This is a genomic window from Pseudomonas fluorescens, assembly GCF_040448305.1.
GTDB lineage: Bacteria > Pseudomonadota > Gammaproteobacteria > Pseudomonadales > Pseudomonadaceae > Aquipseudomonas > Aquipseudomonas fluorescens_BH.
This window is the reverse complement of the sequence record NZ_CP148752.1, coordinates 818,894-833,325: the sequence shown is the minus strand read 5'-3', so window position 1 is coordinate 833,325 and position 14,432 is coordinate 818,894. Positions and strand designations below refer to the sequence as shown.

The 14,432-nt window shown below is 58.1% G+C and carries 13 protein-coding genes and 2 tRNA genes; 1 reads left to right on the top strand and 14 read right to left on the bottom strand.

What is annotated here, in order from left to right:
• Nucleotide 1: 1 nt before the first annotated feature.
• From nusA to rlmE, 10 genes are all read right to left on the bottom strand, one after another.
• The gene (gene nusA / locus WHX55_RS03695) at nucleotides 2–1,483 is read right to left on the bottom strand and encodes a transcription termination factor NusA (RefSeq protein WP_008057419.1); all 1,482 of its coding nucleotides are present in this window, start codon (nucleotides 1,481–1,483) and stop codon (nucleotides 2–4) included.
• 59 nt (nucleotides 1,484–1,542) lie between these two features.
• Nucleotides 1,543–2,001: a ribosome maturation factor RimP gene (gene rimP / locus WHX55_RS03690; protein ID WP_007973115.1), complete on the bottom strand. Its 459-nt coding sequence runs from the start codon at nucleotides 1,999–2,001 to the stop codon at nucleotides 1,543–1,545.
• Between the two features lie 138 nt (nucleotides 2,002–2,139).
• Nucleotides 2,140–2,216 (bottom strand) — tRNA-Met (locus WHX55_RS03685).
• A 97-nt stretch (nucleotides 2,217–2,313) separates the two neighbouring features.
• Nucleotides 2,314–2,399, bottom strand: a tRNA-Leu gene (locus WHX55_RS03680).
• 22 nt (nucleotides 2,400–2,421) lie between these two features.
• A complete protein-coding gene (gene secG / locus WHX55_RS03675) occupies nucleotides 2,422–2,805 on the bottom strand; it encodes a preprotein translocase subunit SecG (protein ID WP_150727488.1) in 384 nt (127 codons plus the stop codon).
• Nucleotides 2,806–2,809: 4 nt separating this feature from the next.
• The gene (gene tpiA / locus WHX55_RS03670) at nucleotides 2,810–3,565 is read right to left on the bottom strand and encodes a triose-phosphate isomerase (protein WP_150727489.1); all 756 of its coding nucleotides are present in this window, start codon (nucleotides 3,563–3,565) and stop codon (nucleotides 2,810–2,812) included.
• A gap of 66 nt (nucleotides 3,566–3,631) precedes the next feature.
• Nucleotides 3,632–4,969 (bottom strand): phosphoglucosamine mutase, encoded by a 1,338-nt coding sequence (gene glmM, locus WHX55_RS03665; RefSeq protein WP_150727490.1) that lies wholly within the window; start codon nucleotides 4,967–4,969, stop codon nucleotides 3,632–3,634.
• Nucleotides 4,970–4,985: 16 nt separating this feature from the next.
• The gene (folP, locus tag WHX55_RS03660) at nucleotides 4,986–5,837 is read right to left on the bottom strand and encodes a dihydropteroate synthase (protein ID WP_150754340.1); all 852 of its coding nucleotides are present in this window, start codon (nucleotides 5,835–5,837) and stop codon (nucleotides 4,986–4,988) included.
• 8 nt (nucleotides 5,838–5,845) lie between these two features.
• Nucleotides 5,846–7,756 (bottom strand): ATP-dependent zinc metalloprotease FtsH, encoded by a 1,911-nt coding sequence (gene ftsH, locus WHX55_RS03655; RefSeq protein WP_150754339.1) that lies wholly within the window; start codon nucleotides 7,754–7,756, stop codon nucleotides 5,846–5,848.
• Nucleotides 7,757–7,955: 199 nt separating this feature from the next.
• Nucleotides 7,956–8,588: a 23S rRNA (uridine(2552)-2'-O)-methyltransferase RlmE gene (gene rlmE, locus WHX55_RS03650; RefSeq protein WP_353742082.1), complete on the bottom strand. Its 633-nt coding sequence runs from the start codon at nucleotides 8,586–8,588 to the stop codon at nucleotides 7,956–7,958.
• A 105-nt stretch (nucleotides 8,589–8,693) separates the two neighbouring features.
• Here rlmE and WHX55_RS03645 point away from each other — a divergent pair, with 105 nt between their 5' ends.
• Complete coding sequence (locus tag WHX55_RS03645; RefSeq protein ID WP_007942889.1) at nucleotides 8,694–9,002, top strand: YhbY family RNA-binding protein; 309 nt, start codon at nucleotides 8,694–8,696, stop codon at nucleotides 9,000–9,002.
• A 9-nt stretch (nucleotides 9,003–9,011) separates the two neighbouring features.
• On the opposite strand, the gene WHX55_RS03640 is transcribed toward WHX55_RS03645, so the two are convergent.
• The 4 genes from WHX55_RS03640 to carA all read right to left on the bottom strand — a co-directional run bounded on the left by WHX55_RS03640 (nucleotide 9,012) and on the right by carA (nucleotide 14,399).
• Nucleotides 9,012–9,416 (bottom strand): MFS transporter, encoded by a 405-nt coding sequence (locus WHX55_RS03640; RefSeq protein ID WP_150727522.1) that lies wholly within the window; start codon nucleotides 9,414–9,416, stop codon nucleotides 9,012–9,014.
• Nucleotides 9,417–9,444: 28 nt separating this feature from the next.
• Nucleotides 9,445–9,921: a transcription elongation factor GreA gene (gene greA, locus WHX55_RS03635; RefSeq protein WP_046038757.1), complete on the bottom strand. Its 477-nt coding sequence runs from the start codon at nucleotides 9,919–9,921 to the stop codon at nucleotides 9,445–9,447.
• Between the two features lie 2 nt (nucleotides 9,922–9,923).
• Complete coding sequence (gene carB / locus WHX55_RS03630) at nucleotides 9,924–13,145, bottom strand: carbamoyl-phosphate synthase large subunit (RefSeq protein WP_095942405.1); 3,222 nt, start codon at nucleotides 13,143–13,145, stop codon at nucleotides 9,924–9,926.
• A gap of 117 nt (nucleotides 13,146–13,262) precedes the next feature.
• Complete coding sequence (gene carA / locus WHX55_RS03625) at nucleotides 13,263–14,399, bottom strand: glutamine-hydrolyzing carbamoyl-phosphate synthase small subunit (RefSeq protein ID WP_046038697.1); 1,137 nt, start codon at nucleotides 14,397–14,399, stop codon at nucleotides 13,263–13,265.
• Nucleotides 14,400–14,432: the final 33 nt, after the last annotated feature.

Here is a 14,432-nt window from a genome sequence, read left to right as displayed (position 1 = left end):
ATTACTCGAACCAGTGGGCTCGGGCGGCCATGATCAACTTGCCGGCACGATCATCGTCAATGCCGTCGATGTCGAGCAGGTCGTCAATAGACTGCTCGGCCAGGTCTTCGCGGGTAATTACGCCGCGCACCGCCAGTTCCATCGCCAAATCCTTGTCCATACCCTCAAGCGAGAGCAGGTCTTCGGCCGGATGGGCGTCTGCCAGCTTTTCCTCAGTAGCGATGGCTTTGGTCAACAAGCGATCCTTGGCACGAGCGCGAAGCTCGTTGACGGTATCTTCGTCAAAGCCGTCGATGTTGAGCATTTCTTCCAACGGTACGTAGGCAATCTCTTCCAGGCTGGTGAAGCCTTCGTCCACCAGCACCTGTGCCAGATCTTCGTCGACTTCCAGCTCGTCGATGAAGTTGCGCAGGATGTCGCCGGTTTCCGCTTGCTGTTTAGCCTGGATGTCCGATTCGGTCATCACGTTCAGGGTCCAGCCAGTCAACTGGCTAGCCAGACGCACGTTCTGACCACCGCGACCGATGGCCTGAGCCAGATTGTCTGCGCCAACGGCGATGTCCATTGCGTGGGCATCTTCGTCAACGATAATTGCCGCAACCTCGGCCGGGGACATGGCGTTGATCACGAACTGAGCCGGGTTGTCGTCCCACAGAACGATATCAACACGCTCACCGCCCAACTCACCCGACACTGCCTGGACGCGCGAACCGCGCATACCAATGCAAGCGCCCTGCGGGTCAATGCGTTTGTCCTTGGAGCGAACAGCGATCTTGGCGCGCGAACCCGGATCACGGGACGCAGCCATCACTTCGATCAGGCCTTCGGCAATTTCCGGCACTTCGATGCGGAACAACTCGATCAGCATTTCCGGCGCGGTGCGCGACAGGATCAACTGCGGGCCGCGGTTCTCGGTGCGGATTTCCTTGAGCAGCGCACGCAGACGCACGCCAACCCGGAAAGTTTCGCGAGAAATGATGTCTTCGCGGGCCAGCAACGCTTCAGCGTTGTTGCCCAGATCAACGATCACGTTGTCGCGGGTGACTTTTTTCACGGTGCCGGAGATGATTTCACCCAGGCGCTCGCGGTAAGCGTCAACAACCTGAGCGCGCTCGGCTTCGCGAACTTTCTGCACAATGACTTGCTTGGCAGTCTGTGCAGCAATGCGGCCGAACTCGATGGACTCGATTTTCTCTTCTACGACATCACCGACCTTGGCGCCAGGATGCGTTTCGGCAACCTTGCTCGGCCAGGTTTCGATGGCCGGATCGTCCAGGTCTGCTTCTTCGACGACCGTCCAGCGACGGAATGTCTCGTATGCACCCGTGTGGCGATTGATTTCCACACGCAGATCAACTTCGTCTTCGAAACGCTTTTTGGTAGCAGTGGCCAGAGCCAGCTCCAGCGCTTCAAAAATAACGTTTGCCGGTACGCCCTTTTCATTGGATACCGACTCAACAACCAGCAGTACTTCTTTGCTCATCGTACGCCTCGCCTTTCGCAAGCCATTGGATCCGCGGGATCCGCAGTATCTGGCACGCCTCAGTCAAAACTGGGAATAATGTTGGCCTTGTCGATCATATCGATCGGCAACAGGAACTCATGGTCTTCTACCTGCACCACGACATCCTGCTCTTCTACGCCGCGCAGAAGGCCCTGAAAGTTGCGTCGTCCTTCAAAAGGCGAGCGCAGCTTGATCTTCACTTGTTCACCGGCAAATTTTGCAAACTGCTCAAGAGTGAACAGCGGGCGTTCCATGCCAGGCGAGGAAACTTCAAGGGTGTATTCAACGGAGATTGGATCTTCAACATCCAGCACACCGCTGATCTGACGGCTGACGATGGCGCAATCGTCCACCAGCACGCCGCCTTCTTTATCGATATAAACGCGCAACATCGAGTGACGACCCTGAGCCGAAAACTCGATACCCCAGCATTCATAGCCTAGGGCCACGACCACCGGGGCCAGCAAGGCCTGCAACTCTTCTAGCTTGCTCGACACCTGAACCCCCTAGTGCATGTATGTGCATGCTATGCAAAATAAAAAAATGGGCGAAACGCCCATCCTTGAAACGCCGTCGAACAGCGGCGTTGAAAGTGTCCAGCTAACAAAAAGCCCCTTAAAAGGGGCTCCTTAAACTGGTTGCGGGGGCCGGATTTGAACCGACGACCTTCGGGTTATGAGCCCGACGAGCTACCAGACTGCTCCACCCCGCGACAAAGCTGGGGCGGAAGTATACGACCGATCCCCTACAGGGTCAATGTAACCTTCCACCTGCAAGAAAGCCCGCAACAGCGGGCTCTCCTGACTAATTGGTACCGAGAAGGGGACTCGAACCCCTACACCCTATGGGCACAACCACCTCAAGGTTGCGTGTCTACCAATTCCACCACCTCGGCAATACTACGTTTGAAACTCTTCTTACTTCTGCTCTTGAGCTGGAGGTACGTCAGTCGCTGGAGTAGCCGACTTTTGCTCTTGAAGCACCGGGACATCATCAGAAGCCGGTTGTTGCTTTGGAACTTCCAGTACCGCTGGATTTGGGAGACCTACTTGAGTCAGCTGTTCAGCCTTCTCTTTAGCAAAGTAACCTAACCCCAAGCTGGTTATGAAAAAACCTGCGGCAAGTATAGCAGTAAACTTACTAAGAAAGGTAGAGGAACCTTGGCTTCCGAACACAGTATTTGAAGCACCTGCTCCGAAAGACGCGCCAGCATCCGCACCTTTACCCTGCTGCAGCAAAACCAGAGCTACTACGCCCAATGCACCCAGCAGATGAAAAACGACTACGACTGTTTCCAGCATTTTTTCAGTTTCCCGCGGCGCGACAAATCGCACCGAACTCATCTGCATTCAGGGAAGCCCCACCAATCAGGCCCCCATCGATATCCGGCATGCCGAACAGTTCGACCGCATTGGCCGCCTTCACGCTGCCGCCGTATAGAAGCCGCACACCTTGCGCGACTTCAGAATTCTCTGCCGCCAACTGGGCGCGAATGGCTGCGTGCACATCCTGCGCCTGTTGTGGCGTTGCAGTCAGCCCGGTGCCAATGGCCCAGACCGGCTCGTAAGCGATCACCGCCTTGGCAAAGGCACCGACACCCAGCTCCTCAATGATACTGCCCAGCTGACGCGAGACAACCTCAAGAGTCTTTCCGGCTTCACGCTGCTCAAGGGTTTCCCCTATGCACAACACCGGAATCAAGCCACATGCCTGTGCCGCTGCGAACTTGCGGATCAGCATTCCGTCCTGCTCGCCCATGATCTGGCGGCGTTCGGAGTGCCCGACAAGCACCAGGGAACAACCTGCATCCACCAACTGACTCGGTGCAACTTCACCGGTCAACGCACCTTGTCCGGATTCCACCGCAGAATTCTGCGCGCCGACCGAAATCGACTTTCCTTCCAGACCATCAATCACTTGATTGATATGCAGGCAAGGCGGGAATACCGCAACATCAACATCGCTCGGCAAGGCCAAGTCACGAAGGCCGTTGATCAGCTCAGCGACGCTGGCGCGGGTACCGTGCATCTTCCAGTTACCAGCTACCATAGGGCGACGCATGCTGTACCTCGTCGGTCAAAGTGGGCGCAGATGTTACCCAACACAATCAAGGCTGGCAAGCCGAATTCAGGCAGAAACTTCAGTAACCAGTTTTGCCAGCTCTTCGGCATAGCCACGAACCTGCGTTTCGTCTTCGCCTTCGACCATCACACGCACCAGTGGTTCGGTTCCGGACTTGCGCAACAGCACACGCCCCCGGCCTGCCATGGCCTTGGTCACACGTTCGCTGGCTTCCTTGACCGACGGATGGTCGAGCGGGCTTGCGCCGCCACCGAAACGCACATTGATCAGCACCTGAGGGCACTTGCGCAGCGCCTGACGCGCCTCAGCCAAACCTTGCCCACGGGCTTTCAACGCCTTCAGCACCTGCAACGCGGCGATAATCGCATCACCAGTGGTGGTGTAATTGAAGCAAACGATATGACCCGAATTTTCGCCACCGACCAGCCAGTTGCGCTCCAGCAGATCAGCAATCACATAACGATCACCAACATTGGCGCGGACAAATGGAATCGCCAGGTCGGCCAAGGCCAACTCCAACCCCAGGTTGCTCATCAGTGTACCGACTACACCACCTTGCAGCTTGTCTCGCTCATGCAGGTCGCGAGCAATGATGAACAGCAACTCATCACCATCGACGATCGCCCCCGTGTGATCCACCATCAACACCCGGTCGCCATCACCATCGAAGGCGATACCCAGATCGGCGTGTTCAGCCAGCACAGCGGCCTGCAGTTGCCCCATATGGGTCGAGCCGCAGTTGTCATTGATATTCAAACCGTTGGGCTGCGCGGACAAGACCACGACTTCGGCACCCAACTCACGAAACACGCTCGGCGCCACTTTGTAGGTCGCACCATGGGCGCAGTCGATCACAATCTTGAGGCCGGTAAAGCTGGTACCGGTCGGCACACTGCTCTTGCAGAATTCGATATACCGACCCGACGCGTCATTGATTCGCGACACCTTGCCGATCTTGCTCGACTCAACCACAGTCATTGGGGTATCGAGCAGCTCTTCGATCATGTGTTCGACTTCATCCGGCAGCTTGGTGCCATTGCCGGAGAAGAACTTGATGCCATTGTCATCATGCGGATTGTGCGACGCACTGATCACGATGCCAGCTTCGGCATGAAAGGTACGCGTCAGGTAGGCAATCGCCGGGGTCGGCATAGGCCCAAGGAGCATCACATCAGCACCTGCCGACGTCAGCCCTGCTTCAAGCGCAGACTCGAACATGTAACCGGAGATCCGGGTGTCCTTACCTACCAATACCTTGCAGGCGCCCATCTTGCGGAACGCCATACCTGCAGCCCAGCCGAGCTTGAGCATGAAATCAGGAGTAATCGGGTATTCACCGACACGCCCACGAATACCATCGGTGCCAAAATATTTTTTGCTCATAAGTGCTCCATCATTCTTATTCGGCTGATTCCACTGCGGCAATCATCCGCACCACATCCATTGTTTCGGCTACATCATGGACGCGCAATATACGCGCACCCTTCACTGAAGCCAGCGCCGCGAGCGCCAAACCACCATACAGTCGGTCCCCCACCGGACGATTCAACGCCTGGCCGATCATGCTCTTGCGCGAAACCCCGACCAACAGGGGTCGCCCCAAGGCATGCAGGGCTTCCATATGTCTGAACAAACTCAGATTGTGCTGCAAGGTTTTGGCGAAGCCAAAGCCGGGGTCAAGAATGATCCGCTCAGCCGCAATTCCCACCAATGAACACTGATGCATGCGCTCGGCGAGAAACTCACCGACTTCCCTTGTAACGTCGTGATACTGCGGATTGTCCTGCATATCGCCTGGCTCTCCAAGCATATGCATCAGGCAAACCGGTAACCCGGTGGCTGCCGCAGCATCCAGGGCGCCATCGCGACGCAACGAACGCACGTCATTGATCAACCCGGCACCCAGGCGCGCAGTTTCACGCATGACCGCTGGTGTGGAGGTGTCGACCGAGATGATGACGTCCAGTTCGCGACTGATGCGCTCGACAATGGGCGCTACGCGCTCCAACTCTTCCAGTGGCGACACCGCCCTGGCACCAGGACGGGTAGATTCGCCACCGACATCGATCAGCGTCGCGCCGGCCGCCACCATGGCCTCAGCGTGGCGCATGGCCGCGTCGAGCTGGCTGTATTGGCCACCATCGGAGAAAGAATCAGGAGTGACATTGAGAATACCCATGACATGCGTCTGGGCCAAATCAAGAACCCGGTTGCCGCAAGGCAACCGGGTCGAGGACTGAACAGAAGTCATTTCAAACCTTATACGTCAGCAGCAGGACCGCCGATCGGTGTTTCCGGACGCTCATCCTGCACCACCGGCGGGGTGCCGGAAGTACCCGTGCCACCCGACCAGTCGCGCGGCTCACGAGGCGGACGACCCGCCATGATGTCGTCGATCTGCTCGGCATCGATCGTTTCGTACTTCATCAAGGCATCGGCCATCGCATCGAGCTTGTCACGGTTGTCCGTAAGAATCTGCTTCGCCGTGCCGTAGCACTGATCGATGATGCTGCGCACTTCGGAGTCGATCAGCTTGGCTGTCTCACCAGAGAAGCTTGCACTCTGACCGCCACCGCCGCGACCGAGGAACACTTCACCCTCCTCTTCGGCGTACATCAACGGACCGAGTTTTTCCGAAAGACCCCACTTGGTCACCATGTTCCGCGCAATCTGGCTGGCGCGCATGATGTCGTTGGAGGCACCGGTGGTCACGCCATCGAAGCCAAGGGTCATTTCTTCAGCGATACGACCGCCGTACAGCGAGCAGATCTGGCTGATCAATGCACGCTTGGACAGGCTGTAACGATCTTCTTCCGGCAGGAACATGGTCACACCCAGCGCACGACCGCGCGGGATGATCGACACCTTGTACACCGGATCATGCTCAGGCACGACACGCCCCACGATGGCGTGGCCCGCTTCGTGATAAGCCGTGTTCTGCTTTTCTTTCTCGGACATGACCATGGACTTGCGCTCAGCGCCCATCATGATCTTGTCTTTGGCCAGTTCGAACTCTTTCATCTCGACGATGCGCTTGCCGGCACGGGCAGCGAACAACGATGCCTCGTTCACCAGGTTGGCCAGGTCAGCACCGGAGAAGCCTGGAGTACCACGAGCAATCACGCCCGGGGCAACGTCGTCGCCCATCGGCACTTTGCGCATGTGAACCTTGAGAATCTGTTCGCGACCACGGATGTCCGGCAGACCGACCACAACCTGACGGTCGAAACGGCCCGGACGCAGCAGCGCAGGGTCCAGTACGTCGGGACGGTTGGTTGCGGCAATCACGATGATGCCGTCATTCATTTCAAAGCCGTCCATCTCGACCAGCAACTGGTTGAGCGTCTGCTCGCGCTCGTCGTGACCACCACCCATGCCAGCACCACGATGGCGACCGACCGCATCGATTTCGTCGATGAAGATGATGCATGGAGCGTGTTTCTTGGCCTGTTCGAACATATCGCGAACACGACTGGCACCCACACCGACGAACATCTCGACGAAGTCGGAACCGGAAATGGTGAAGAACGGCACTTTGGCTTCGCCGGCAATCGCCTTGGCAATCAAGGTTTTACCAGTACCAGGAGGACCGACCATCAGCACGCCACGAGGAATGCGACCGCCCAAACGCTGGAACTTGCCCGGATCACGCAGGAACTCGACCAGCTCGCCAACTTCTTCCTTGGCTTCGTCGCAACCGGCAACGTCAGCCAAAGTGGTTTTGACCTGATCTTCGGAGAGCAGGCGTGCCTTGCTCTTGCCGAAGCTCATCGGCCCGCCCTTGCCACCGGCACCGCCCTGCATCTGCCGCATGAAGAACATGAACACGGCGATGATCACGAGGATCGGGAAGCTGGCGACCAGAAGCTGAGTCCAGATGGATTGCTGTTCAGGCTGCTTGCCTTCGACCACGACGTGGTTATCCACCAGGTCGCCGATCAGGCCGTTGTCCTGGATCGCCGGGCGAATGGTCTTGAAGCTGTCGCCATCGTTGCGCTTGCCGGTAATCACGTAGCCATCAACCGCCACGCGTTCGACCTTGCCATCCTTGACCTGCTGGATGAAGTCGGAATAGTTGAGGGTCTGCGGCTCGTTAGGGCTGGAGAAGTTGTTCATCACCGTCACCAGGACAGCCGCGATGATCAACCACAGGATCAGATTCTTTGCCATATCGTTCAATTAACTACCCTCTGAAGCAAGCTCCGCTACTGGCGCGCGCTTCGCATGATATTCACCGGCCTAACTTACTACATTACCTACAACTTGGCAGGCGCCGTCTGTAACCCTTTGTGAAACACTTCCTACACAATATTCGCTAATTCTGACAAGGCGTAATACAAAAATCCTATCGCCCCGATCGAAAATTCACTCAACCCTCACTGCGCCCGCGGAAACCGCGCCCTAGCAGGTACTGCTCGCGAGAACGGTCGCGCGACGAGTTCGGCTTGCGCATCTGCACCTTCTCGAACTGCTGGCGAACGCTCTTGTGGAACTCGTCGAAGCCTTCGCCCTGGAAAATCTTGATCAAAAAATCACCACCGGGCTTGAGCACCCGGGTCGAGAGATCCAGTGCCAACTCGCACAGGAACATCGCTCGCGGCATGTCTACGGCCGGTAATCCACTCATATTGGGGGCCATATCGGAAATCACAAGGTCTACTTCCTTATTTCCGACGGCATTGAGGATCTGAGCCAGCACCGCATCCTCGGTAAAGTCGCCTTGAATGAAGGTCACGTCCGGGATGCTGTCCATTTCCAGAATGTCAGAAGCGATCAGTGTGCCCTGCCCACCAATCAGACGACTGGTCACCTGGGACCACCCACCGGGGGCCGCACCCAGGTCGATTACGCTCATGCCCGGGCGGATCAGACGGTCCTTTTCCTGGATCTCCAGCAGTTTGTAGCTGGCGCGGGAACGGTACCCGTCTTTTTGTGCCATTTTGACGAATGGGTCGTTGAAATGTTCTTTCAGCCAGTTAAGGCTTGTCTTGGAACGGGCCACGGGCCACCTCGAAAATAAAACGGGTCGTGATTAACTGGGCGGTCCCGGACTCGCTCGGGTAAACTGGCCGCCGCTTTTTACAAGATCAGACGCAGGGGTCAGATTATGCCGCTCACTCAAGAGCAGAAGAAACAGTACAAATCCATTGGCCACCATCTGAAACCGGTTCTGATTGTGGCAGACAATGGTTTGACTGAAGGTGTGTTAGCCGAACTCGAACGCGCATTGGCGGATCACGAGCTGATCAAGATCAAGCTCAATATCCTCGATCGCGAATCGCGCCTGGCGTCCATTGCAGAGCTCTGCAAGGTCGGCAAAGCGGATCTGGTCCAGGTCATCGGCAAGATGGCATTGATCTACCGCAAGAACTTCAGCGTCAACAAGCAGCTGTCGAACGTCCATCGCTTCAAGTGATTGCAAGGGTCAAGGGTGTGCTTCGCGCACCCTGCCACTCCATCCCGGCACCGGCTGCAACACCAGCACCAGCCCGGAAAAGCCCAGGACAAGATAGCTGAACGCCTGCCAACGATCGGCATCCGGCCAGCCGAAACGCACCGCGAAGTACATCGCGCACGCATACAGCGCCATCAACAGCAGTTGCCCGCGAATATCCCGCCATAGACTGACAAGGCCCTCGGCCTTAACCAGCACCAAAGCCTGAAAAATCACACACGCCGTAGCGAATCCCACTACCAACGTATTGAGCGTGCCTGCGATTTCATCGATCAGCAGCGGCGCCAGGCCAATTCGTCCCAGCACCGGCAACAGACCGATTTGCAACAACCACAAGCCGCCGACCCACAACATCTGGGTCAGCTGCCAAAGCATGGCGCCCGCACGAAACGGGCGCCGGCCTTCAGACGTGGCGAACTTCGACAATCTCGTACTCGATAACGCCACCAGGCGTTTTCACGGCGACCACATCACCCTCTTCCTTGGCAATCAAGGCGCGGGCCAGTGGCGAACCGACAGAGATTTTGCCCAGTTTGAAGTCAGCCTCGTCCTCACCCACGATGTGATAGGTGACGCGCTCGTCAGTTTCGACGTTGGCGATTTCAACAGTGGTGCCGAAAATCACTTTGCCAGTATGAGGAATGGTCGTGACATCAATGATGACCTGATTCTGAATCCGGCCCTCGATGTCACGAATCCGCGCCTCAACCATACCCTGCTGCTCACGGGCAGCGTGGTATTCGGCGTTTTCCTTCAAGTCACCCAACTCGCGGGCCGTACCGATGTCCTGGCTGAGCTTCGGACGAACGACCTTGGTCAGGTGAGTGTGCTCTTCTTCCAGGGCGCGAGCGCCCTGAACGGTCATGGGGTACTTCGTTATGCTCATGCCTTCAATCCTGCGTGTAGATCCTGCAAGCGGCGCACGGTCTTCTCGGGACCGAACTTCAGCGCTTCACAGATGGCTTCGCCAGCAGCAATGGTGGTGGTGCAGTAAATCTTGTGCTGCAGGGCATTACGACGAATGGAGTACGAATCAGCGATCGACTGACGACCTTCGGTGGTGTTGATGATCAGTGTGACTTCGTCATTCTTGATCATGTCGACCACGTGCGGACGACCTTCGGTCACCTTGTTCACACGGCGCACTTTCAGGCCAGCAGCCTCGATCAGCTTGGCAGTACCGGCAGTGGCGACCACTTCGAAGCCCAAGTTGATCAGATCACGGGCCACACCCGCAACCAGTGGCTTGTCGTCGTCACGTACGCTGATGAACGCAGTACCGCCGGTCGGCAGCACTTCGCTGGCACCCATCTGGGCCTTGGCGAACGCTTCACCGAAGGTATCACCCACACCCATCACTTCACCGGTCGACTTCATCTCTGGGCCGAGGATCGGGTCAACGCCAGGGAATTTGGCGAACGGGAACACCGCCTCTTTCACGCTGTAGAAGTTCGGAATGATTTCCTTGGTGAAGCCAATTTCCTTCAGAGTCTTACCAGCCATGACGCGAGCCGCGATCATTGCCAGGGAAACACCGATGCACTTGGACACGAACGGCACGGTACGGGAAGCACGCGGATTGACTTCGATGACGTAGATGTCGTCGCCTTGCAGCGCCAACTGCACGTTCATCAGGCCGATCACGCCCAGTTCCAGGGCCATTTTCTTGACCTGTTCGCGCATCTCGTCCTGGATGTGCGCCGGCAGCGAGTACGGCGGCAGCGAGCACGCGGAGTCACCGGAGTGAACGCCAGCCTGTTCGATGTGCTGCATGATCGCGCCGATTACCACGTCCTTGCCGTCGCAGACCGCATCCACGTCCATTTCGATGGCGCAGTTGAGGAAGTGGTCCAGCAGCACCGGGCTGTCGTTGGACACTTGAACCGCTTCGCGCAGGTAGCGCTTGAGTTCTTCTTCTTCGTAGACGATTTCCATCGCACGACCGCCCAGTACATAGGACGGACGCACCACCAGCGGGTAACCGATCTTGCTGGCGGCACGAATCGCTTCGTCTTCGCTGCGCACGGTGGCGTTTGGCGGCTGACGCAGGTTCAGGCGCTGGACCATCTGCTGGAAGCGCTCACGGTCTTCGGCACGGTCGATGGCGTCAGGGCTGGTACCAATGATCGGCACGCCGGCGGCTTCCAGGGCACGCGCCAGTTTCAGCGGGGTCTGGCCGCCGTACTGGACGATCACGCCTTTTGGCTTCTCGACGCGGACGATTTCCAGCACGTCTTCCAGGGTCACTGGTTCGAAGTACAGGCGATCGGAAGTGTCGTAGTCGGTGGAAACGGTTTCCGGGTTGCAGTTGACCATGATGGTCTCGTATCCGTCATCGCGCAGGGCCAGTGCCGCGTGTACGCAGCAGTAGTCGAACTCGATGCCCTGGCCGATGCGGTTAGGACCGCCACCCAGAATCATGATCTTGTCGCGACCCGATGGCGCTGCTTCGCATTCTTCCTCGTACGTCGAGTAGAGGTAGGCAGTATCGGTGGCGAACTCGGCAGCGCAGGTGTCGACGCGCTTGTAGACCGGGAAGATTTCCAGCTTGTGACGGTGAGCGCGCAGGCTCTTCTCGGTCACACCCAGCAGCTTGGCCAGGCGCATATCGGAGAAGCCCTTGCGCTTGAGGCGGAACATCAGGTCGCGGTCGATGCTGGTCAGACCCAGGGTCTTGACCTTCTCTTCTTCCTTGATCAGGTCTTCCATCTGCACCAGGAACCAAGGGTCGATCATGGTCATGCCGAAGATGTCTTCGACGGTCATGCCGGCGCGCATTGCGTCCGCCACGTACCAGATACGCTCGGCGCCCGGCACGGTCAATTCGCGCTTGAGTACGCTCATGCTTTCCGGGTTGGCCAGATCAACCTTCTCGTCCAGACCGCAAACGCCCACTTCCAGGCCGCGCAGGGCTTTCTGCAGGGATTCCTGGAAGGTGCGGCCGATGGCCATGACTTCACCCACCGACTTCATCTGAGTGGTCAGGCGCGCGTCAGCCTTGGGGAACTTCTCGAAAGCGAAGCGTGGCAGCTTGGTCACGACGTAGTCGATGGACGGCTCGAAGGACGCCGGGGTCTTGCCGCCGGTGATGTCGTTCGACAGCTCGTCGAGGGTGTAACCCACGGCCAGCTTGGCCGCGACCTTGGCGATCGGGAAGCCGGTGGCTTTCGAAGCCAGTGCCGAGGAACGCGATACACGCGGGTTCATCTCGATCACGACCATGCGGCCGGTGTTCGGGCAGATACCGAACTGAACGTTGGAACCGCCGGTTTCCACGCCGATCTCGCGCAGTACCGCCAGGGAGGCGTTACGCAGGATCTGGTATTCCTTGTCGGTCAGGGTCTGTGCCGGAGCCACGGTGATCGAGTCACCGGTGTGCACGCCCATCGGGTCGAAGTTTTCGATGGAGCAGACGATGATGCAGTTGTCCTTTTTATCGCGGACAACCTCCATTTCGTATTCTTTCCAGCCGATCAGCGATTCGTCGATCAGCAGCTCTTTGGTCGGCGACAGGTCCAGACCACGGGCGCAGATTTCTTCGAACTCTTCGCGGTTGTAAGCGATACCGCCACCGGTGCCGCCCATGGTGAAGGACGGACGGATGATGCACGGGAAGCCGAGCTTCTCGAGGACCGCATTGGCCTCTTCCATGCTGTGGGCGATACCGGAACGCGGGCACGCCAGGCCGATGGACTTCATCGCCTTGTCGAAACGCGAACGGTCTTCAGCCTTGTCGATGGTGTCGGCGTTGGCACCGATCATCTCTACGCCGAACTTCTCCAGAACGCCTTCGCGCTCCAGGTCCAGGGCGCAGTTCAGGGCGGTCTGGCCACCCATGGTCGGCAGCAGCGCGTCCGGACGCTCTTTCTCGATGATCTTGGCAACGGTCTGCCACTTGATCGGCTCGATGTAGGTGGCGTCGGCCATGGCCGGGTCGGTCATGATGGTGGCCGGGTTGGAGTTCACCAGGATGACGCGGTAACCCTCTTCGCGCAGGGCTTTGCAGGCCTGGGCGCCGGAGTAGTCGAATTCGCAGGCCTGGCCGATCACGATCGGGCCAGCACCAAGAATCAGGATGCTTTTAATGTCTGTACGTTTTGGCATGGGTTTGTCACTCAAATCCGCAGGTCAGTCGGCAAGCCGTCTTGTTCAATCTCTGAAGCCTTGAGGGGGCCGCCAGTACGGGGCCACCCTCAAGCTTTGCTACATCAGGGCGAGCGATCAGCGTCGCTTGGCCATCTCGGTGATGAAGCGATCGAACAATGGCGCTACGTCGTTCGGGCCAGGGCTGGCTTCCGGGTGACCCTGGAAGCTGAAGGCGCTCTTGTCGGTACGCTCGATACCTTGCAGGGTGCCGTCGAACAGCGATTTGTGGATCGCGCGAACGTTGGCCGGCAGGGTCGCTTCGTCTACGGCAAAACCGTGGTTCTGGCTGGTGATCATCACCACGCCGCTGTCCAGGTCCTGGACGGGGTGGTTGGCACCGTGGTGGCCGTGACCCATTTTCAGGGTCTTGGCGCCGGAGGCCAGGGCCAGCAGTTGGTGACCGAGGCAGATACCGAAGACCGGAATCTCGGTTTCCAGCACATCCTTGATCGCCTGGATCGCGTAGTCGCAAGGCTCCGGATCACCAGGGCCGTTGGACAGGAACACGCCGTCCGGCTTCAGTGCCAGCACATCGGCAGCAGGCGTTTGTGCAGGCACGACGGTCACGCGGCAACCGCGCTCGACCAGCATGCGCAGGATGTTCACCTTGACGCCGTAGTCGTAGGCAACCACGTGGTATGGCAGCTCAGAGGCTTCGATGGTTGCGTGGCTGTCGGTTTTCAGATCCCAGACAGTCGAGCGCCACTCGTAGCTTTCCTTGGTGCTGACAACTTTCGCCAGGTCCATGCCCTTGAGGCCAGGGAAACCCTGGGCGGCGGCGATGGCGGCGGCTTCGGAAATGTTGTCACCGGCCATGATGCAGCCGTTCTGCGCGCCTTTTTCACGCAGGATGCGCGTCAGGCGGCGGGTGTCGATACCGGCGATGGCCACAACATTGTTGGCCTTCAGGTAGTCGGACAGGGACATCGTGTTACGCCAGTTGCTCGCCACCAGTGGCAGGTCACGGATGACCAGGCCGGCAGACCAGACGCGGTTGGACTCGGCGTCCTCCGGCGTGGTGCCGGTGTTGCCGATGTGCGGGTAAGTCAGGGTAACGATCTGTTGGGCGTAGGAAGGATCGGTAAGGATTTCCTGATAGCCGGTCATTGCGGTGTTGAACACCACCTCACCAACGGTTTGACCGTCGGCTCCAATGGCTTCGCCGCGAAAAATGCTGCCATCAGCAAGGGCGAGTATGGCTGGCTTAGTCAAGAAGACCTCCCGTAAATAAAGCCTGAAAGGGCG